Annotated in this window: 17 protein-coding genes; 8 read left to right on the forward strand and 9 right to left on the reverse strand. The window is 70.1% G+C overall.

Annotation, left to right across the window (positions count from 1 at the left end):
* Nucleotides 1-9: 9 nt before the first annotated feature.
* Together AB0I04_RS46460 and AB0I04_RS46465 are read right to left on the reverse strand one after the other, a co-directional pair.
* Nucleotides 10-663 carry a response regulator transcription factor gene (locus tag AB0I04_RS46460; protein ID WP_360900173.1) on the reverse strand — a complete coding sequence of 218 codons (654 nt, stop codon included), beginning with the start codon at nucleotides 661-663 and terminating at the stop codon, nucleotides 10-12.
* Nucleotides 660-1,808, reverse strand: coding sequence for a sensor histidine kinase (locus tag AB0I04_RS46465; RefSeq protein ID WP_360900176.1), 1,149 nt, complete (start codon nucleotides 1,806-1,808; stop codon nucleotides 660-662). The genes AB0I04_RS46460 and AB0I04_RS46465 overlap by 4 nt, the downstream gene beginning before the upstream one ends.
* A 151-nt stretch (nucleotides 1,809-1,959) precedes the next feature.
* Here AB0I04_RS46465 and AB0I04_RS46470 point away from each other — a divergent pair, with 151 nt between their 5' ends.
* The 3 genes from AB0I04_RS46470 to AB0I04_RS46480 all read left to right on the forward strand — a co-directional run bounded on the left by AB0I04_RS46470 (nucleotide 1,960) and on the right by AB0I04_RS46480 (nucleotide 4,123).
* Entirely contained in the window at nucleotides 1,960-2,469 is a 510-nt protein-coding gene (locus AB0I04_RS46470; protein ID WP_360900179.1) for a hypothetical protein, read from the forward strand.
* A gap of 119 nt (nucleotides 2,470-2,588) precedes the next feature.
* Nucleotides 2,589-3,044 (forward strand): MerR family transcriptional regulator, encoded by a 456-nt coding sequence (locus AB0I04_RS46475; protein ID WP_360900181.1) that lies wholly within the window; start codon nucleotides 2,589-2,591, stop codon nucleotides 3,042-3,044.
* Nucleotides 3,045-3,073: 29 nt separating this feature from the next.
* The gene (locus tag AB0I04_RS46480; protein ID WP_360900184.1) at nucleotides 3,074-4,123 is read left to right on the forward strand and encodes an aldehyde reductase; all 1,050 of its coding nucleotides are present in this window, start codon (nucleotides 3,074-3,076) and stop codon (nucleotides 4,121-4,123) included.
* Between the two features lie 58 nt (nucleotides 4,124-4,181).
* Here AB0I04_RS46480 and AB0I04_RS46485 read toward each other — a convergent pair whose 3' ends face one another.
* From AB0I04_RS46485 to AB0I04_RS46495, 3 genes are all read right to left on the reverse strand, one after another.
* Complete coding sequence (locus AB0I04_RS46485; RefSeq protein ID WP_360900187.1) at nucleotides 4,182-4,277, reverse strand: DUF397 domain-containing protein; 96 nt, start codon at nucleotides 4,275-4,277, stop codon at nucleotides 4,182-4,184.
* Nucleotides 4,268-5,158, reverse strand: coding sequence for a helix-turn-helix transcriptional regulator (locus AB0I04_RS46490; protein WP_360900190.1), 891 nt, complete (start codon nucleotides 5,156-5,158; stop codon nucleotides 4,268-4,270). Before AB0I04_RS46490 ends, AB0I04_RS46485 begins: the two co-directional genes overlap by 10 nt.
* Nucleotides 5,159-5,233: 75 nt before the next feature.
* Nucleotides 5,234-5,617, reverse strand: coding sequence for a nuclear transport factor 2 family protein (locus tag AB0I04_RS46495; protein WP_360900193.1), 384 nt, complete (start codon nucleotides 5,615-5,617; stop codon nucleotides 5,234-5,236).
* 127 nt (nucleotides 5,618-5,744) lie between these two features.
* Between AB0I04_RS46495 and AB0I04_RS46500 the strand changes: the two genes are divergently transcribed.
* Complete coding sequence (locus AB0I04_RS46500) at nucleotides 5,745-6,350, forward strand: helix-turn-helix domain-containing protein (RefSeq protein WP_360900196.1); 606 nt, start codon at nucleotides 5,745-5,747, stop codon at nucleotides 6,348-6,350.
* Between the two features lie 50 nt (nucleotides 6,351-6,400).
* On the opposite strand, the gene AB0I04_RS46505 is transcribed toward AB0I04_RS46500, so the two are convergent.
* Nucleotides 6,401-7,276, reverse strand: coding sequence for a helix-turn-helix transcriptional regulator (locus AB0I04_RS46505; protein WP_360900199.1), 876 nt, complete (start codon nucleotides 7,274-7,276; stop codon nucleotides 6,401-6,403).
* Between the two features lie 123 nt (nucleotides 7,277-7,399).
* Between AB0I04_RS46505 and AB0I04_RS46510 the strand changes: the two genes are divergently transcribed.
* Complete coding sequence (locus tag AB0I04_RS46510) at nucleotides 7,400-8,488, forward strand: aldo/keto reductase (protein ID WP_360900202.1); 1,089 nt, start codon at nucleotides 7,400-7,402, stop codon at nucleotides 8,486-8,488.
* Between the two features lie 4 nt (nucleotides 8,489-8,492).
* Here AB0I04_RS46510 and AB0I04_RS46515 read toward each other — a convergent pair whose 3' ends face one another.
* From AB0I04_RS46515 to AB0I04_RS46525, 3 genes are all read right to left on the reverse strand, one after another.
* Nucleotides 8,493-9,125: a uridine kinase gene (locus AB0I04_RS46515; protein WP_360900205.1), complete on the reverse strand. Its 633-nt coding sequence runs from the start codon at nucleotides 9,123-9,125 to the stop codon at nucleotides 8,493-8,495.
* Nucleotides 9,126-9,155: 30 nt separating this feature from the next.
* A complete protein-coding gene (locus tag AB0I04_RS46520; protein WP_360900208.1) occupies nucleotides 9,156-10,046 on the reverse strand; it encodes an SAM-dependent methyltransferase in 891 nt (296 codons plus the stop codon).
* Nucleotides 10,047-10,145: 99 nt separating this feature from the next.
* Nucleotides 10,146-10,784 (reverse strand): alpha/beta hydrolase, encoded by a 639-nt coding sequence (locus AB0I04_RS46525; RefSeq protein WP_360900211.1) that lies wholly within the window; start codon nucleotides 10,782-10,784, stop codon nucleotides 10,146-10,148.
* A gap of 326 nt (nucleotides 10,785-11,110) precedes the next feature.
* Between AB0I04_RS46525 and AB0I04_RS46530 the strand changes: the two genes are divergently transcribed.
* Genes AB0I04_RS46530 through AB0I04_RS46540 form a run of 3 tightly spaced genes read left to right on the forward strand, consistent with a single transcriptional unit; the run spans nucleotide 11,111 to nucleotide 18,717 of the window.
* The gene (locus AB0I04_RS46530) at nucleotides 11,111-11,689 is read left to right on the forward strand and encodes a hypothetical protein (RefSeq protein WP_360900214.1); all 579 of its coding nucleotides are present in this window, start codon (nucleotides 11,111-11,113) and stop codon (nucleotides 11,687-11,689) included.
* Nucleotides 11,690-11,713: 24 nt separating this feature from the next.
* Nucleotides 11,714-13,789, forward strand: coding sequence for a flotillin family protein (locus tag AB0I04_RS46535; protein ID WP_360900217.1), 2,076 nt, complete (start codon nucleotides 11,714-11,716; stop codon nucleotides 13,787-13,789).
* On the forward strand, nucleotides 13,786-18,717 hold the full coding sequence (locus tag AB0I04_RS46540) for a DNA repair ATPase (protein ID WP_360900220.1): 4,932 nt from the start codon (nucleotides 13,786-13,788) through the stop codon (nucleotides 18,715-18,717). Before AB0I04_RS46535 ends, AB0I04_RS46540 begins: the two co-directional genes overlap by 4 nt.
* The last annotated feature ends 96 nt before the right edge of the window (nucleotides 18,718-18,813 follow it).

The raw sequence follows: 18,813 nt of genomic DNA on the forward strand, positions 1-18,813 counted from the left end.
AGGCGGGGGTCAGCCGGTCAGGCCGTGGCGGGCGGTGTAGTCGGAGACCTCCGCTCGTCCGGTGATCCCCGCCTTGGCGAAGGCCCGGTTGATGTGCGACTTCACGGTCACCGTCTCGATGTGCAGCCGGGCGGCGATCTGCCCGTTCGACAGCCCCACGCTGATCAGCGTGAGCACCTCGGCCTCCCGTACGGTGAGCCCGTCGGGGAGCCGCGTGCGTTCGGGAACGCGTCCAACGCGGGCGGTCGCGACCAGGCGTGCCTGGACGGCCGGGTCGACGGGGGCCAGACCCGCCGCCGCGGCTGTGACGGCCTGCCGGATCTCACGATGGCCCGCGTTCTTGGTCAGGAAGCCGCGGGCGCCGGCGGCCAGGGCGGTCAGGACCGACTCGTCGTCGGCGTACGAGGTGAGCACGACGACGGCGACCTCGGGATGGTCCGCGACGATCCGCCGGGTCGCCTCTGTTCCGTCCATCCCCGGCATGCGCAGATCCATCAGCACGACGTCCGGCCGATGGGCGGCGACCGCCGCGAGCACCGCGTGCCCGTCCTCCGCCTGGGCGACGACCTCGACGCCCGGGAGCAGCTCGAGGAGCGCGACGAGCCCCTCCCGTACGGTGGCCTGGTCGTCCGCGACGATCACGCGGACGGTGGGCTCGCTCACCGGCCGACCCGGGCGTGCACCCGCCAGCCGTTCTCGGTCGATCCGCTGGTGACCGTGCCGCCTGCCAGCCGGACGCGCTCACGCATCGCGGACAGTCCGTATCCGCCGCCGACGGTCTCGGTGACGCGCGCGCGTGCCGCGCCGTTGGTCACCTCGACCGCCAGACCGTCGTCGAGGTAGTCGAGGCTGACGCGTACGTCGGCGCCGGGAGCGTGCTTTCGGGCATTGGTGAGGGACTCCTGGACGGCTCGGTAGATCGCCAGCGCCGAGTCGGCGGGTAGTGGCCAGGCGTCACCGCGCAGCGACCACTCGACGGACGCCTCCGTGTCATGGCGGAACGCCTCGACCAGTCCCTCGATCAGCTCCTGGACGGCGACCTCGCCGTCGCCCAGCGTCCGTACGGCGGCGACGGCCTCTTCCTGACCCGACCGGGTGAGCGTCCGGGCCCGCGCGAGGTGCCGCCGGGCCTGGTCGCGGTCGCCGGCGAACTCCAGCGCGGCGTCGGCGGCCTCGAGCTGGAGGGACAGGGCGGTCAGCGAATGCCCGAGGACGTCGTGCAGCTCACGGGCGATCCGGCCGCGCTCGGCGAGGGTCGCCGCCTGCGCCTGGCGTTCGCTCGCCAATACGGTCTGCTCGGCCAGCAGCCGCGCCTGCTCGGCGCGGTCGGCGTGGAGGCGGTGGTTGCGCCCGACCAGGTAGGCCACGAAGGTGACCGCTGCGAACGTGGCGAGAGCGTCGCCGTGCCCAAGCAGGTAGCCGGTGAGGAGGACGCCGCAGCAGCCGCCCATCAGCATCGCGCCCTCGCGGCGGGGGAACACGGTGCCGGCGTCGATACAGGCCCAGAAGGTGAACCAGTACACGGCGGGCTGCGGATGCACGAACAGCAGCGCGCTGCCCGCCACACCGGTGCACGCGATCGCCGCTCGCAGCGCGGGGGAGTCCCCGCGCGGTCCGATGACCGCCCACGCGAGCCACGCGGCCGACGCCGCCGCCAGCGTGATCGAGGTCCACAGGTGCGTGCCGTGCAGCCCGGCGGCGCCCTCGTGGGTGGTCTCTCCCCACACCATGAAAGCGAGCCCGGCGAGCATCGCCGCGCGGACCGGCCACTGACCGCTCAACCGGCCGGGAAACGACCTTCGCGCCATCCACCCCTCCCCACCAAGGTGATCCGGCCGATTATGCGGCGGGTCCCACCCACATATCCACCCGGAAGGCGGACGATCTCCACCCGGCTCTCCTCCTACGGTGACGAACACGACCGGCCGGGGTGCGCCGGGGCAGCCCGAGGAGAGAGTGTTGTCCGCGATAACGATCGTCAATCTGGTGATCCTCGCCGCCATCCTGATCAAGGACTGGGGGCACAACCGGGTGACGCTCTTCCCCATCGTCCGCCCGCTCCTGCTCAGTGCCGTGATCGTGCCGTTCGTCCTGCCGAAGTTCGACGCCGCCGGGGGCGGCCTGACGCTGGAGGCCGCATCGGTCGTCGCCGGGATCGCGATCGGGGCGTTCGCCTGCGCGATGCTGCGCGTGAGCGTGGACGAGGAGGGCAAGGGCTGGTACGACGCCGGCTACGCGTACGTCGTCGTCTGGGTCCTGATCAGCGCGCTTCGCCAGCTGTTCGTGTACGGCTGCCAGCACTGGTTCACCCGGGACCTGGGCCGGTTCCTCGTCGAGAACCGCATCAGCCCGGCCGCCTTCGGCGACTCGATCCTGTTCTTCACGCTCAGCATGGTGGTCGCCACGCGTCTGGGCATCCTGCTCCGCAGCCGCCTCGTGGCCGCCCGTATGGCTTCCGCCGTCGCCTGAGGCCCCGGCACATGCCGTAGCACGACTTCCGACGTCCCCTGGCCGGCCTTCTCCGGGCAGGGGACATCGCGCGTGATCGCGCTTGACTTAAAGCGCTTCAAGTATCCGACACTCGGTGCATGACAGCGGCACAGAAGGTCCAGGACGCCTGTCCACTGACGATTCAGGAGGTCTCCCGGCTCAGCGGCCTGTCGGAGCCGACGTTGCGCTACTACGAGAAGATCGGTCTCATCGACTCGGTCGACCGGGACGAGAGCAGCGGTCACCGGCGCTACAGCGCCGCCGTGGTGGACAGGATCGAGGCGCTGAGCTGTCTGCGAGGTGCCGGGGTGAGTGTCCAGGACATGCGGGCCTATCTCCGGCATCTGGCCTCTGGGCACCGGGAGGCCGGACAGATGCGCGAGCTGTTCCAGCGCAACGCCGAGCGGATCGCCGAAGAGATGGAACGCATGCAGGTCCGCCTGCGCTACCTGCGGCTCAAGGCCGAATTGTGGGACGCGCGCGAGCGCGGCGACGCCGAGACCGAGCGCCGGGTCCTCGCGGAGATCATCCGCGTCGTTCCCGAGATGGCGTGAAAGTGCGCGGCGCTTTTCACAATGCATTGATGACAAGGAACGATATGACGCTGGGGTCCACGAACGACGATGGCCTTGTGCTGGTGACCGGTGGCAGCGGTCACCTCGGGTCGCACGTGGTCGGCCGCCTGCTCGCGGACGGGTGCCGGGTACGTGCGACCGTCCGCTCGCCCAGGCGGGCGGGCGAGCTTCGGGCGATGGTGGCCGATCCGGGCGGTCGGCTGGAGATCGTCAGCGCCGATCTGTCCGCGGACGAAGGCTGGGCCGACGCGACGGCCGGGTGCACGTACGTCCTGCACGTCGCATCACCGTTTCCGGCCACTCAACCGGAGAACCCCTACGAGGTCATCGCTCCGGCGCGGGACGGCGCGCTTCGCGTCCTGCGGGCCGCACGCGACGCCGAGGTCAAGCGAGTGGTCATGACGTCGTCGTTCGCCGCGGTGGGATACAGCCACAAGCCCGGCAACGAGTACGACGAGACCGACTGGACGGACCCCGCTGACGACAATTCCCCGTACATCAGGTCGAAGGCGATCGCCGAACGGGCGGCCTGGGACTTCGTCCAAGCGGAAGGGAACGACCTCGAACTGACGGTGATCAACCCGAGCGGGATCTTCGGCCCACTTCTCGGACCACACCTGTCAACCTCGACCGGCTTGGTCAAGGCGATGCTGGAAGGCGGCATGTCGGCGGTGCCCCCGGTCTACTTCGGCGTGGTGGACGTGCGCGACGTCGCGGACCTCCACGTACGGGCCATGAGGCATCCCGCCGCTGTCGGCGAGCGGTTCCTGGCCTCCAGCGGCGAGGCGATCAGTTTCCTCCAGGTCGCTCAGATACTCGCCGAGCACCTGGGCGCGTCGGCGGCCAAGGTGCCGACCCAGGAGTTGACAGCCGATCAGGTACGCGAGGCGGCCCGGTCCAACCCCGCACTGGCGGACGCGGTCGGCCGACTGGGCGTAATTCCCGTCCTGCACACCGAGAAAGCCCGCACCACGCTCGGGTGGATGCCCCGCGACCCGGAGACCACGATCGTCGAGACTGCGGAAAACCTGATCCGTTTGAATCTGGTGGTTGGCTGACCTGTTCGATGCCTCCTGGCCGGGCCGTTCACGGCCAGGAGGCATCGAACAAGATGGGCTATTTCGCCTGCTCCGCGACGCAGACCTCGACGCAGTTCCCGCCGTTGGTGCCGCTGCGCCGCGACTTGCGCCAGTCCGCGTTGTTCAGGTCCATTGTTCGTCTGCCGTTCTCTTGATGAGCTCGATCGATTCCCGCTGGGACAGGGTGCACGTCCGGATCGACTCCCAGACGTCGATGAGGCACGTGATGTCGTCCCGGTTGCTCGTGACCAGGCCGCGAACGACGGTCTCGACATAGGCCACGTCGGCTCCATCGGCGGTGGCGATCGTGAATGACCCTTGAAGGCCTTCATGACGGACCCCGGACGGGATGATCTGGACTGCGAGCCGGGGGGACACGGAATTCACCAGATGCTCTAGTTGATCGCGCATCACCTTCGCATCGCCGAAGCCGCGAGTGAGGACCGTTTCGTCCAGTACACACCTGAGTGTAGGTGGATTTTCGCCGATGAGAATGGCCTGCCGTTCGAGGCGCGCGTTGACGGCCATCTCGTCGTCGTCGAGGACCGCCCGGGCGTAGTCGGGCGTCTGCAGCAGACCCGGTATGAGTGACAGTTCGAACGCCCGGAGGGCCGACGCGCGGCGCTCCTCGTCGAGCCAGTCGCGCATCCAGCCCGGCAGGCTCTCACCTTCCAGGAGGTCGTAGACCTCCATAAGTACGCCAGGCGGGAGACCGAGCGCCTGCTCGATCGCGGTGACGTGTTCGCGCCGGGGACGTAGCTGGCCGGTCTCGACGTTGCTCAGCCATCCGTCGGAGTAGCCGAGCCTTTTCGCTAGGTCGGCCTGGAGGATGCTTGACGCGTCCCGATAACGCCGGACGAGGCGGCCGAGAGCGATCAGTGCGGGGCTTGGGGGAGTGCGCATCTTGTACCTTTCTGTGGAATTTGTGGATTCCCTCCTGATGGCGTCTTCGCTGGTCAGCGTACGGATGTTGGGTGGAAATGGCGGCCGTAACGCCAAGCGTTTCCATTGCATGCTGAGCGTCGCGAAGAATTCTTTCTTCGCGGTGTTTGGGATTTCTCCCGTCCTAGCACTCCAATCGGCGCTACTTCAGCGGCCGAGCACATCCTCGGGGCTGGCTGAAGGCGGGAATCCCGTGGTGGCCCCCCACATCTCCGCGAACCCGCCATCGTCGAAGCGGAAGATCTCGAACAGCATCGGCTGCGCGTCGCCGTCCGGGGTCGTGATCCCTTCGACGGTCGAGCGGACGGCGGCCTTGTCGCCGTCGATCAGGATGTCCTGGGCGACGACGCGCATGTCGGGGAACCGGGCGGTGAGTGTGCGCCAGGCGTCCATGCCCGCCTCGAACCCACCGCCGAGCGGATGGCTGAAGAAGCCGGGGGCGTGAAGGTCGGCGGCCTGGTCGAATTGTCGGGTGTTGAAGCACTCCTGCATCCGTCGGATCAGGGCGCCGGCGTCATCGCGTGTGGTCATCGGCGTGATCTCCTCACGGCTGGCGGGTCTGGTCATGAGGAGCGGCGCGAGCCCGTAACCGGTGCGCTGCCCCGGTTATACGATCGCACAATATCCGGTGCGACGCCCCGGTTATGCTGATGCCGAGATGTCCAGCCAGCCTCCTGAGCCCGTCCCGACAGCTCACGGCCGTGAGCTGCGCGCTGACGCGCGCCGCAATCGCGAGCGGGTGCTGCGGACCGCGCAGCGGTTGTTCGCGACGGAAGGTCTCGGCGTCTCGCTGGATGAGATCGCCCGCCGCGCGGGTGTTGGCCCCGGCACCGTCCACCGGCACTTCCCGGCCAAGGAAGCGCTGTATCTCGCCGTCGCGATCGATCAGCTGAAGCAACTGGTGGCGGAGGGAGGAGTGCTCGCCGGCACCGGCGATCCCGCAGCCCTGTTCAGGCTGCTGTCCCGGATGATCGCCAGCGGCGCCGAGAACGTCGCGGTGAAGAGCGCGCTGGTGGCCGCGGAGTTCGACCTGCGCACCGCCGCGCCGGATGTCGCGGCGGATCTCACCCGCCAGGTCGCGGACCTACTGGATCGCGCGCGCGCCGCCGGCACCGTACGCGACGACCTCACCGCCGACGAGGTGATGGCACTGGTCGCCGGCGCCTTCGCCGCGATCCGCCACGCCGGCGCGGAGACCAGCCGCGAGCGCTCGGCACACATCGCCCAGCTCGTCCTCGACGGGCTACGACCCCGGCCCCGGTGAGCAACGCACGCTCCCGAACGCCACGATCCACGCTCCGACCGACGACCAGGTCACCTGGCCGGTGTGGACTCCATCGCGCGGAGGGGCGAGGACTCTTCGCCCGTCCTACGTGCGATCAGGTCCAGTGCCTTCTTCGACGGCACGTCGGCGGGACGGTAGACGACCAGGCGCTGCGTCGTGTCTCCGAGCGGCGTCAGCACGTCGAACTCGATCGTGAGCGGGCCGACATCGGGGTGAAGCAGGGCCTTGAGGCCGTGTCCGTTCACCTTGACGTCGCGCCGTTCCCAGAGGCGGGCGAACTCCTCGCTCCCCGACCTGAGCGTGCCGATCAAGTCGGCGAGTGCCGCGTCCTCGGGATCGGCGGCCCACGCGGCTCGTAGGTCGGCGATGCCTTCCCGGATCGTCTGCTCCCGGTGGCGGTAGAAGTCGCGGTAGGCGGGATGCAGCACGCACAGTGTCATCGTGTTGCGCTGTTCGGGCGGCAGCCGGTCGAACCGGAGCATCAGCTCGGCCATCTCCGGATTCCAGGCGAGGATGTCGAAACGCCGGTCGACCAGCATCGCGGGCAAGGGCGACATCGCACGGACGAGGTGGGCGAGTGAGTCCGCCGTGACGTTGCCCCGCCGTCCCGTCGTCCTGTGCCCGACCAGGTCGAACAGGTACGCGTGCTCATCCTCGCTGAGTCGCAGTGCCCGCGCGAGGGCGTCGAGCACCTCCGGGGAGGGACGCAGCCCGCGTCCCTGCTCCAGCCGGATCACGTAGTCGACGCTGACGCCGGCCAGCTCGGCGACCTCCTCCCGGCGGAGCCCGGGAGTGCGGCGCGGACGCCTGCTCGTCGGCAGGTCGACTTCTTCGGGAGCCAGGCGCTTGCGTCGGTCCCGTAGGAAGACCGCCAGCTCATGGGTTACGTCCACGTTGGCGCTCATGGTGGTGATCCTATTTCGGCCGGGTGGGAGGGCCAGTCCCAGGAAAGAGCTTCCCTTACCTGCGCACCCGCGGCCGCCGCACCCTGGACCAGGAACACCCCAGTTGAGAACAGGAAGACCACCATGGCTGCATCGCTGGACACGTACCGTCTGCTGGGCCGATCGGGACTGCGTGTGTCACCGCTGGCGCTGGGCACGATGACGTTCGGCTCCGATTGGGGATGGGGCGCGGACAAGGACGAGGCCCGCCGCATCTTCGACACGTACGTCGACCGGGGCGGCAACTTCATCGACACCGCCAACCAGTACACCGAGGGAACGTCCGAACGACTGGTCGGGGAGTTCTCCCGCGACAAGCGCGAGAGGCTCGTGCTCGCCACCAAGTACACCCTGACCACCAGGCCGGGCGATCCGAATTCGGGCGGCAATCACCGCAAGAGCATGGTCCGCTCGGTCGAGGACAGCCTTCGCCGGCTGGGCACCGACTACATCGACCTGCTGTACCTGCACGCCTGGGACGGCACCACCCCCGTCGAGGAGGTGCTCCGGGCGATGGACGACCTCGTACGGGCCGGCAAGGTGCTGTACGTCGGCATCTCGGACACGCCGGCGTGGCAGGTCTCCCGCATGCAGGCGATCGCCGACCTGCGGGGCTGGTCGCCGCTGATCGCGCTGCAGATCGAGTACAGCCTGATCGAGCGGACCGTCGAGCGCGACCTGGTCCCCATGGCCCGTGAGATGGGGCTCGGGGTCATTCCCTGGTCACCGTTGGCCAGCGGAGTGCTGACCGGCAAGTACACGCGGGCGGATCTGGCTCACGAGGGCGCTTCGGCCGATGCCGTGGGTACCCGCAAGAACGTCGCGGCGGCCAACGGCGCACTCACCGAACGCGGCCTGGCCATCGCCGAGGTCGTCAAGAAGGTCGCGGCCGGCATGGACACCACGCCTTCGCGGGCCGCGCTCGCGTGGACCATGCGCGACCCTGCGGTGACGGCTCCGATCATCGGAGCCCGAACGGTCGCCCAACTGGAGGACAACCTCGGTGCCCTCGACCTGTCGTTCACCGAAGGCGCGCTCGCCGAGCTCGACGAGGTCAGCGCGATCGAACTCGGATTCCCGCACGATTTCCTGGCCAGGCCGATGACGCGGAACGTGATGTTCGGCGACGTGCGGTTCGAACGAGCGGCCGATCGGGCCCGTGCCGGCCGGTAAGAGGTCACGGCCGCTGCTCCACCAGCGCGGGGTGCCTCGGGTCGTCGACGCGGATGACGACGTCGGCGACCTGCACCGGCTGGGCCTCGGCCTCGTACCGGGCGTAGGCGGGCAGGGTCCACTCCTGCTCGGGGTCGATCCGCCGGGCAAGCGCCCCACGGGACATCGACAGGTGGACCACGTGCTCGAAGGGCAGGCCTCGGCCGAGGAGGAGCGCGCCGTCGAGGAGGAGCACGCCACCCTCGCGCAGGGTGACGTACGAGGCGCGGGTGGCCCGGTCCGCGGCGCTGTCCCACAGACTGGGCAGGACCCGGCCCGTACCGCCCGGTTCGAGCGGGGCGAGCACCTCGCGGACCAGGCCGCTCTCGTCGAGCCAGCCGTCGTAGTAGACGTCCGGGTCGTCGCGGCCGTACTCGAAGCGCAACGATGCCGGGCGCAGGAAGTCCCCGGCGGACACCCGCAGGACCTCACGGCCACGCAGGCGGAGCGGGTCCACGAGTGCGTCCGCGAGGTCCTCCGGCCGGGTGGGCGGCGCGCCGTCGATCGCGACCCGAGCCCACGACGTACGGGGAAGGGCCGCGACGCGGTCGGCGAGCTCTTCGACCAGGAGGGACGGCGATATGGGCTCAATGCGCACCTCGCCATCCTCGCAGCCGGATCAGCCGGATCAGCCCGACGGCTGTGGGGAGCGCGGCGTCGCCGCCACCAGGACGGTCGCGTGGGCGAGGGCCGACAGGTTCGAGGGCCGTACCGAGTCGGTCCGCTCCCAGAGGGCCGCGTCGACCGCGTCCTGGTGGCGGGTGTGCTGGACCAGGCCGAAGCCGTGCTCCTCCAGTAGGGCGGACATCTCCTCGGGACGGAACGCGCTCAGCCAGGGTTCGCCCTGTTCGGCGGCCATCGGCGCCACGGCGTCGGCGTACTCCTGGGCCGCCGCGTCGCGGAGTTCGGGGGCGAGCGTGTAGTCGAGGACCATCTCGGTGCCCGCGGCGAGGCCGCCGACCGCTGTGAGGGTCTCGGCGATGGCGTCCCGGGTGAGGTACATGGTCACGCCGAGCCAGCTCGCGAAGGCCGGCCGGGACGTGTCGAACCCCTCCCGGACCAGGGCGTCCACCAGTGACTCGGTCTCAAGGTCGACCGGGACGAAGGCGACCGTGCCCGGGATCGCGATGCCCGCCTGATTCAGGAGCCGGCGCTTCCACCGCTGCGTCGCGGGATGGTCGACCTCGAAGACGCGGACGGGGCCGGCCGGGTCGGAGCGGTAGGCGTACGAGTCGAGGCCCGCGCCGAGGATGACGTACTGCGTGACGCCGCGGGCCACGGCCTCGGCGAGACGGTCCTCCGTGTAGCGGCTCCGGACGGCGGCCGTCGCCCGGACGCCGCGGAGGATGGGGTGCTCGCCGTGAGCGCGGTGGTAGCCGACGAACTCCTCGGCCTGCTCTCCCAGAAGGTCGTACGCGACGGTGTCGGCGAAGAGCAGGGGAGGCGAGTCGACGATGAGGTGGGCCGCGCGCGCCGCCGCGGCCGTGAGCGCTGTCCGGCTGGGTCGTCCATTGTCCATCACGACAGCAGAACCTACATCGCCTTTTCTTCATCATAGCACAATTATGATTTTTATAAAAGGCCATTGAGATAACGACCGGGCGGCTTTTTCGGTGCTTTATAGGTAGCCGGCCAGGCGATCGGCCAGTTCGGCGGGGCGGCTGAGCATGACCATGTGACCACCGTCGATCTCGTCGGGGACGATGCCGAGGCGCTCTCGTACGACCTGTCGCATGAATCCCGCCGGGAACAGTCGGTCGTCGCGGCACAGCAGGAATTTCGTCGGCACGTTCGGCCATGCGGGAAGTGGCCACGGCTCTTTGGCGGGGGTGTCCGACTGGTCGCGTGAGTGCCTTTCCGTCTCGGCGGCCAATTCGGCGGGGACGTCGTGGTAGTAGATGTCTTCGGTCTCCTCGCGCACCACCTGGTCGTGCCCGGTGGCGCTCCACCACTCGCCGGGAGCCTCGCCGGGGGAGGGGACCATCGCCGTGAGCATCACGAGGAGATCGACCGGCACACGGTCACAGACGAGCGGTCCGGTGAAGCCGCCGAGCGAGTGCGCCACGACGACCAGGTCGGTGCGGTCGCCGATCTGTTCGACCGCGGCGTCGGCGTACTCGGCGAGCCCTGCCGTGTCGTCCTCGCAGGGCAGGTCCACGGGCACGGCGTCGTGGCCGCGCCCGCGCAACTCGGCTGCGAGCGGCCGCCAGTACGCCGGGTCGCATGCCCCGCCGGGGATCAGGACGAAGGTCGCCATGTCAGGGTCCTCTCGATGAGGCGTAGGGGACAACCTGTCATGACCGCTCGGCCGCGCGAAACTCATCGGCTCGAGTCTCGGGTGGGTGCTGGTGCTCACCAGGAGTGAATGGGCGCCCGCACGAACACGCAGGTCGTCTGCCCGAGGCGCGGGCGACCTGCGTGTTCTCGTACATGTGCCGTATGCCACGCATCACCGTCGATGCGATGCTGTACGGTGCTTCCCGCGGCGAACGGATTTTGCCGCATAAGCGGTTTTCGACCGCTTATAGGAGCGCCGGGAAGCCTGGTCGGCACCGCTGACGGCATGCCCACGGGGAGGCGCGCGTGACGGAATTCATCCACGCGGCACTTACATTTCCGGCGGTCGTCCTCGGCGCCCTCCTGGTGATCGTTCTCGCCTACTGGCTGCTGGTCGTCGTCGGCCTGCTGGACGCGGCCGCGACCATGGTCACGGCGGTGGCGTTGTCGCTGTTCGCGGCGCTCGCGTGGTTCGCCGGCGTGGCCGGCGCCGTGCTGCTGCACCGTGAGGACCTGACCGGGCGCGTCCCGGAGATCGGGGTGCTCGCCGCCGCGATCCTCGTGTCCGTCCTGATCACCAGGCTGCTGATGCGGCCCCTGCGGTACATGATCCCGGAGGAGAAGCTGCCCTCCCGGCGGGACTTCGTCGGCCGGATGTGCGTCATCCGGACCAGCCGGGTGGACCTGACGTACGGCCAGGCCGAGGTGCGGGCCGAGGACGGCTCGGCCGCCGTCATTCAGGTTCGCCAGCAACGGAACCAATCAGGCGAAGAGATCCTCAAAGCAGGAGATACCGCACTGATCTTCGACTACGACGCCGACGGCCAGTTCTTCTGGGTGATGCCGTATGACGCCGAGCTCGATCCGCACCGTCCACCCAACTGAATTCCCCCGTAAGAAGGACCATTGATGGACTCCATCGGCATCGCGATCGCCGTCCTCATCGGCGCGATCCTGATCGTCGCATTGGGCACGGCGTACCTGTTCAGCCGGCTCTTCCGTAAGGTCGAACAGGGCCGAGTACTCATCATCTCCAAGATCAAGAAGGTGGACGTCACCTTCACCGGGGCCATCGTGCTGCCCGTGCTGCACAAGGCCGAGGTGATGGACATCTCGGTGAAGACCATCGAGATCGAGCGGAGCGGGCACGAGGGCCTCATCTGCCGGGACAACATCCGCGCCGACATCAAGATCACATTTTTCGTCCGGGTCAACAAGACCGTCGAGGACGTCATCCAGGTGGCGCAGGCGATCGGCACCCAGCGGGCCAGCCACGAGGAGACGCTGCAGACGCTGTTCAACGCGAAGTTCTCCGAGGCGCTGAAGACGGTCGGCAAGCAACTGGACTTCGTCGACCTCTACACGCACCGGCACGAGTTCCGCGACCAGATCGTGCAGCTCATCGGCACCGACCTGAACGGCTACCACCTCGAGGACGCGGCCATCGACCACCTCGAGCAGACGCCGCTGCAGAGCCTCAACCCCACGAACATCCTCGACGCCCAGGGCATCCGGAAGATCACCGAGCTGACCGCCCTCGAGCACGTGCGCACCAACGAGTACCAGCGCAACGAAGAGAAGGAGATCACCCGCCAGAACGTCGACGCGCGGGAGGCCATCCTCGAGCTCGAACGCCGCCAGGCCGAGGCGGAGGTCAAGAAGAAGCGGGAGATCGAGACCGTACGGGCCCGCGAGGAGGCCGAGATCGCCAAGGTGCAGGCCGAGGAGCGCCTGACCTCGCAGACCGCGCACATCCGCACCGACGAGCAGCTGGGCGTCCAGCAGGAGAACCGCAACCGCGAGATCGCCGTCGCGGAGAAGAACAAGGAACGCGTCATCGCCGTCGAGAACGAGCGGATCGAGAAGGACCGCATGCTCGAGGTCATCGCGCGTGAACGGGAGACCGAGCTGTCCCGCATCGCCAAGGACAAGGAGGTCGAGGCGGAGAAGCGGGAGATCGCCGACGTCGTCCGCGAGCGGATCGCGGTGGAGAAGACGGTCGCCGAGCAGGAAGAGGGCATCAAGAAGCTCCGCCTCGTCGAGGAGGCCGAGCGCACCCGCCAGGCCCTGATCATCCAGGCCGAGGCGGAGGCCCAGGAGAACCTGGTCAAGGGCATCAAGGCGGCCGAGGCCGCCGAGGAGTCCGCCAAGTTCAAGGCCCGCGAGGAGGTGCTGCTGGCCGAGGCGCGGCAGAAGACCTCCGAGCTCGACGCCCAGTCCAAGATCCGGCTCGCCGAGGGCATCCAGGCGGAGGCCGCGGCCGAGGGCCTGGCCGCCGTCCAGGTGCGCGAGCGCGACGCCGAGGCGATCGAGAAGGTCGGGCGCGCCGAGGCCAGCGTCAACCGGGAGAAGGCCCTGGCCGAGGCCGAGGGCATCGAGAAGGCCGGTCGCGCCGCAGCCGTCGCGAACCGCGAGCAGGCCCTCGCCGACGCGGACGGCATCCGCGAGAAGCTCAAGGCCGAGGCCGAGGGTCTGACCGACAAGGCCGCCGGCATGGCCGCGATGGACGACGCCACCCGTGGTCACGAGGAGTACCGCCTGCGGCTGGAGGCCGAGAAGGAGGTCCGGCTCGCCGGGCTCACCGTGCAGCGCGAGGTCGTCGAGGCTCAGGCGTCGGTGCTCGCCGCCGGCCTGGAGAAGGCCGACATCGACATCGTCGGCGGCGACAGCGCCTTCTTCGACCGGGTCGTCGGCGCGATCAGCCTCGGCAAGGGCGTCGACGGGTTCGTCGAGCACTCCGACGTCGCGCAGCGGTTCGCCAGCCCCTGGCTGAACGGCTCCCGCAGCATGCCGGAGGACCTGGCCCGGCTCGTCGGCTCGATCAAGACCGACGACGTGAAGAACCTGACCCTGTCCGCGCTGCTCATGCAGCGGATCAAGGCCGGGGGCAGCGACGGCGAGAAGGCCCGTGAGCTGCTCGACCAGGCCGAGCGTCTCGGTGTCGCCGACGCGGCGATCTCCAACATGGCAGCGGTCGAGAATTGATCGAGGGCGGGGAGACGCCTGCCGCGCCGAGCCTGGACGCGGGCACCTACGAGGTGCTCCGCGCCCGGCTCGGCGAGCAGGCCAAGGAGTTGGTCCGGCGGGCCGAGGCGCTGAACGCCCGGCGGCTGGAGGTGTTCGGCGGTACGGAGCTGCGGCTGGTCGGCACCGAGCGGATCCGTACCGAGCACAACTGCGTGCCGCGCGACATCGCCGCGGTCGGCGGGCTCATGTTGTTCGGCTTCAACGTGTTCATCGGGTTGCGGCCGCAGACGACCGTCGGCGACGTGTTCGCCCTGTACCGGTTCGTCCGGGACGGCGATGAGTTCCGGTTCGAGGCGACCGACGACGCGCCGGAGGTGCTGCGCGACCCGGGCTTCGAGCGCGACTTCGGCGAGCTGTACCGCTACTACCGTGACGCCCGGCTGCTGCAGTTGCGGCATGTCGAGGGGAGGCTGCTGGCGGTCTTCCAGACCGGTCTGGCCGCCGAGCACGACACCCGTGTGCTGCGCTGGACGGTCGACGTCGACGGCACCGCCACGTACCTGGACAACCTGGGCGAGCCGGACCACGTCTTCCCGCCCCGGTACGACTTCGAGTGGGTGGAGACCACCCGCGACGACCACATCCTCGGCCGTCACCCGCACGTCTCCATCGAGGACGAGGTCTTCGTCGAGACGGTCGGCGGCGACCTCACCGTCAAGATCGAGAACAACACCGAGACCGGCGAGGGCATCTACCGCGAGCCGGTCGACGAGCCGCTGCAGAGCCTCGCCGACGCCGAGGTGCAGTACGCCCGCGTCGGCGCGCTCATCCTGTTGCGCATCCGCCCGTACAAGGAGAACGACTGGCGGTACCTCGTCTTCAACACCCATACGAAGACGGTCGTGCGCCTGGACGGTATCGGGCAGGCGTGCCGGCGGCTGCCGGAGGACCACGGCATCATCTTCCCCGGCGGCTACTACCTGGTGACCGGCGCGGCGAAGACGTTCGACACCGACGTCGACCGGCTGGAGTACGAGCGGGTCATCCGCTCCACCAACGGCGAGGACGTGCTGTACGTCTTCCACGCCCGCGAGGCCGGCCGTTACCTCCTGCTGCCGTACAACGTGATCCGCAAGGAGGTCGCCACCCCGATCACCTGCCACGGCTACTCGCTGTTCGACGACGGCACGCTCGTCGTGTTCCGGGCCGACGAAGGCGAGCCGACCCGCGTGCACGCGATGCAGGTGTGGCAGACGCCGTACCTCTCGGACGCGTACGCCGCGGCGCAGCCGGCCGGCACCGGGCCGCTGGAGCGGGTGGGCAACGCCGACCTGGTCCGGGGCATCTCCGACTGCCTGTCGGTGGCCCGCATGGTCGAGGAGACCACCCCGACGGCGGGCGTGTTCGAGGCGCTGATCGCCGGGTGCGAGCGGGCCTTCGACCACTTCCACTGGCTCGGCGACCCCGAACTCGGCGAGCTGCGCGCCCCGCTCGCCGACGTACGGGCGACGGCCGGGCAGGTTCTCGAGGAGTTCGAGACCGTCCAGCGGCTCACCGCCCAGGCCGCCGCCGCGCTCACCGAGGCCGACGAGAAGATCACGGCGCTGATCCGGCTCACCCGCGGCGACTCGCCGGACACCGCCGACGGCTGGGTGACACGCCTCACCGGGCTGCGCCGCGCCCAGGGCCGCCTCGTCACCCTCCGCGACATGCGATACGCCGACCTCGCCCGGATCGACGGGCTGGCCGACCGGCTGACTGATGAGCTGGCCTCGACGGGACGCCGCGCGGTCGAGTTCCTGCGCGAGCCCGAGGCGTTCACCGCCTACCACGAGGAGATCGACCGGCTGCTCGCCGCGATCGAGGCGATGGCCGCGACGGCCGAGGCCGTCCCGATCCGCGAACGGCTGGCCGAGCAGTACGAGGGCCTGGAGGTCGTCACCGACGTCGTCGGCACCCTCGACATCACCGACGCGACCGTGCGCACCTCGATCCTGGAGCGGGTCGGCGAGGTCCTCGCGGGCATCAACCGGGCGCAGGCCACGCTCGACGCCCGCCGCCGGGAGCTCCTGGACGCCGAGGGGCGCGCGGCGTTCGCGGCCGAGTTCGCGCTGCTCGGCCAGGCCGTCACCGGCGCGCTGGCCATGGCGGACACACCCGAGGCCTGCGACGACCAGCTCGGCCGCGTCATGCTGCAGCTGGAGAACCTGGAGTCCCGGTTCGCCGAGTTCGACGACTTCGTCGCCGAGCTCACCGCCAAGCGCGAAGAGGTCTACGAGGCGTTCTCCGCGCGCAAGCAGACGCTGCTGGACGAGCGCGCCCGCCGCGCCGACCGGCTCGCCGAGTCCGCGACGCGGATCCTCGTCGGCGTACGCCGTCGCGCCGCCGCGCTCGAATCCCTCGACGAGATCAACGCCTACTTCGCCGCCGACCCGATGGTGGAGAAGGTCCGCTCCGTCGTCGAACAGCTGCGCGCCGCCGGCGACGCCGTACGCGCCGAGGAGATCGACGGCCTGCTCAAGACCGCCCGGCAGGAGGCGGGCCGCGCCCTGCGCGACCGCACCGACCTGTACGAGGACGGCGGCGAGAGCATCCGGCTCGGCGCGCACCGGTTCGCGGTCAACACCCAGCCCGTCGACCTGACCCTCGTCCCGCACGACGGCGGCATGGCGTACGCCGTGACCGCGACCGACTACCGGTCCCCGGTCCGCGACCCGGCCTTCGCGGCGACCCGCCCGTACTGGGACCAGACGCTGGTGTCGGAGACCGCCGCGGTGTACCGCGGGGAGTACCTCGCGGCGGAGATTCTGGCGGGAACCCCGGCGGACGTCCTCCGCCGCGCCGCCGAAGAGGGCGAGCTGCTCGCCGTCGTCCGTACGGCCGCCGAGGCCCGCTACGACGAAGGGTACGAGCGCGGCGTGCACGACCACGACGCCGCGCTGATCCTCGACGCCCTGCTGCGGCTGCGGGACGGCGCGGGCCTGCTGCGCTACCCGCCCGCCGCCCGCGCCGCCGCCCAGCTGTTCTGGGCGTACGGCGCCGACGAGGCGTCGCGCGGGACCTGGACGACCCGCGCCGGATCGCTGGCCCGCGCCCGCGCGGCGTTCGGCGAGCCCCCGGCGGCCGGGGTGCTGCGCCGGGAGCTGACCGGCGCCGCCCTCGCCTTCCTCACCGCCGGAGCGCTGCACGGCCCGGACGCGGCCACCCGGATCCTGCCGCCGGACGACACCGGCGACCTGATCGGGGAGTACCTGTTCGAGGAGCTCGCCACCGAGCCCGCCGGATTCGTCACCGGCGCGGGGGCGCGCTCGCTCCTCGACGGCTTCCGCACGGCGCTCGGCGGCTCCCCGGGCTACCGTGACGACCTGCGCGCCCTCGACCACGGCGGCCTGGCCGCCCGGCAGCAGCTCATCGAGGCGTGGCTCGGCTCGTACCTGGCCACGACCGGCCTGCCCGCCGACGACCTCGCCGAGGCCGTGGCGATCGAACTGTGCGGCCCGCTGGACCGGTACGACGTGTCGTCGCCCCTGACGGCGACCGTCGAGGGCCTCCTGGGCGCGCACCCGCGGATCACCGGCCGCCGCATGGAGCTGCGCCTGGACGAGAGCGTCGCCCGGACCGGCCGGTTCCGCGCCGAGCGGGTGCCCGCCTACCGCGCGTACCAGCGGCTCCGCGGCGAACTGGTCGGCGCCGAGCGAGAGCGGCTGCGCCTGGAGGAGTACCGGCCGCACGTGCTCAGCGCGTTCGTGCGCAACCGGCTGCTGGACGAGGTGTACCTGCCGCTCATCGGCGACAACCTCGCCAAGCAACTCGGGGCCGCCGGCGACGCCAAACGCACCGACCAGATGGGCCTGCTGCTGCTCATCTCCCCGCCCGGCTACGGCAAGACGACCCTGATGGAGTACGTCGCGGGGCGGCTCGGGCTGATGTTCGTCAAGGTCAACGGCCCGGCGCTCGGCCCGTCGGTCACCTCCCTGGACCCGGCGGACGCGCCCGACGCGACCGCCCGCCAAGAGGTCGAGAAGATCAACTTCGCCCTCGAGATGGGCAACAACGTCCTGCTGTACCTCGACGACATCCAGCACACCTCGCCGGAGCTGCTGCAGAAGTTCATCTCCCTCTGCGACGCCCAGCGCCGCATCGAGGGCGTCTGGGACGGCCGCACCCGCACGTACGACCTGCGCGGCAAGCGCTTCGCGGTCTGCATGGCCGGCAACCCGTACACCGAGTCCGGGCAGCGCTTCCGGATCCCCGACATGCTCGCCAACCGCGCCGACGTGTGGAACCTCGGCGACGTGCTCTCCGGCCGCGAGGACCTCTTCGCGCTCAGCTACCTGGAGAACTCCCTCACCTCCAACCCCGTGCTCGCGCCGCTGTCCACGCGGGAGCGCGGCGACGTGGAGCTTTTCGTCCGGCTCGCGCAGGGCGACACGACCGTCTCGCCGGACCGGCTCGCCCACCCGTACTCCGGCCCGGAGGTCGAGCAGATCACCGCGGTGCTACGCAGGCTGCTGCGCGTACGGGAGGTCGTGCTGGCCACGAACCGCACGTACATCGCCTCGGCCGCCCAGGCCGACGCCTCCCGCACCGAGCCGCCGTTCCAGCTCCAGGGCTCGTACCGGAACATGAACAAGCTCGCCGAGCGGATCGTGCCGGTGATGAACGAGGCCGAGCTGGAGGCCGTCATCGACGACCACTACGTCGGCGAGGCCCAGACCCTCGCCTCCGGCGCCGAGGCGAACCTGCTGAAGTTGGGGGAGCTGCGCGGCACCCTCACCGCCGACCGGGCCGAGCGGTGGGCCGCGGTGAAGGCGGCCTACCAGCGCTCCCAGGCCCTCGGCGGCGCGGAGGACGACCCGATGACGAGGGCGGTCGGCGCGCTCGGCCTCCTCGCCGACCGCGTCGCCGCCGTCGAGACCGCCATCACCCGCGCCACCCGAGAGTGAGCCGGCGACCGGCCACGACGAAGACGATCGCTACAGCGCCCCTGCTCATTCGCTTCGGGAGTCAGGGCCTCGACCGGTCGGCCGGCGAGCGGCCGC

This window comes from Actinoallomurus sp. NPDC050550, assembly GCF_040655075.1.
Classification (GTDB): domain Bacteria; phylum Actinomycetota; class Actinomycetes; order Streptosporangiales; family Streptosporangiaceae; genus Actinoallomurus.

Excerpts from the sequence above, each read along its gene's own strand:
- AB0I04_RS46465 (WP_360900176.1), bottom strand. The coding sequence starts at position 1,808 with ATGGCGCGAAGGTCGTTTCCCGGCCGGTTGAGCGGTCAGTGGCCGGTC.
- AB0I04_RS46475 (WP_360900181.1), top strand. The coding sequence starts at position 2,589 with ATGACAGCGGCACAGAAGGTCCAGGACGCCTGTCCACTGACGATTCAG.
- AB0I04_RS46480 (WP_360900184.1), top strand. The coding sequence starts at position 3,074 with ATGACAAGGAACGATATGACGCTGGGGTCCACGAACGACGATGGCCTT.
- AB0I04_RS46485 (WP_360900187.1), bottom strand. The coding sequence starts at position 4,277 with ATGGACCTGAACAACGCGGACTGGCGCAAGTCGCGGCGCAGCGGCACC.
- AB0I04_RS46490 (WP_360900190.1), bottom strand. The coding sequence starts at position 5,158 with ATGCAATGGAAACGCTTGGCGTTACGGCCGCCATTTCCACCCAACATC.
- AB0I04_RS46495 (WP_360900193.1), bottom strand. The coding sequence starts at position 5,617 with ATGACCACACGCGATGACGCCGGCGCCCTGATCCGACGGATGCAGGAG.
- AB0I04_RS46500 (WP_360900196.1), top strand. The coding sequence starts at position 5,745 with ATGTCCAGCCAGCCTCCTGAGCCCGTCCCGACAGCTCACGGCCGTGAG.
- AB0I04_RS46505 (WP_360900199.1), bottom strand. The coding sequence starts at position 7,276 with ATGAGCGCCAACGTGGACGTAACCCATGAGCTGGCGGTCTTCCTACGG.
- AB0I04_RS46510 (WP_360900202.1), top strand. The coding sequence starts at position 7,400 with ATGGCTGCATCGCTGGACACGTACCGTCTGCTGGGCCGATCGGGACTG.
- AB0I04_RS46520 (WP_360900208.1), bottom strand. The coding sequence starts at position 10,046 with ATGGACAATGGACGACCCAGCCGGACAGCGCTCACGGCCGCGGCGGCG.
- AB0I04_RS46525 (WP_360900211.1), bottom strand. The coding sequence starts at position 10,784 with ATGGCGACCTTCGTCCTGATCCCCGGCGGGGCATGCGACCCGGCGTAC.
- AB0I04_RS46535 (WP_360900217.1), top strand. The coding sequence starts at position 11,714 with ATGGACTCCATCGGCATCGCGATCGCCGTCCTCATCGGCGCGATCCTG.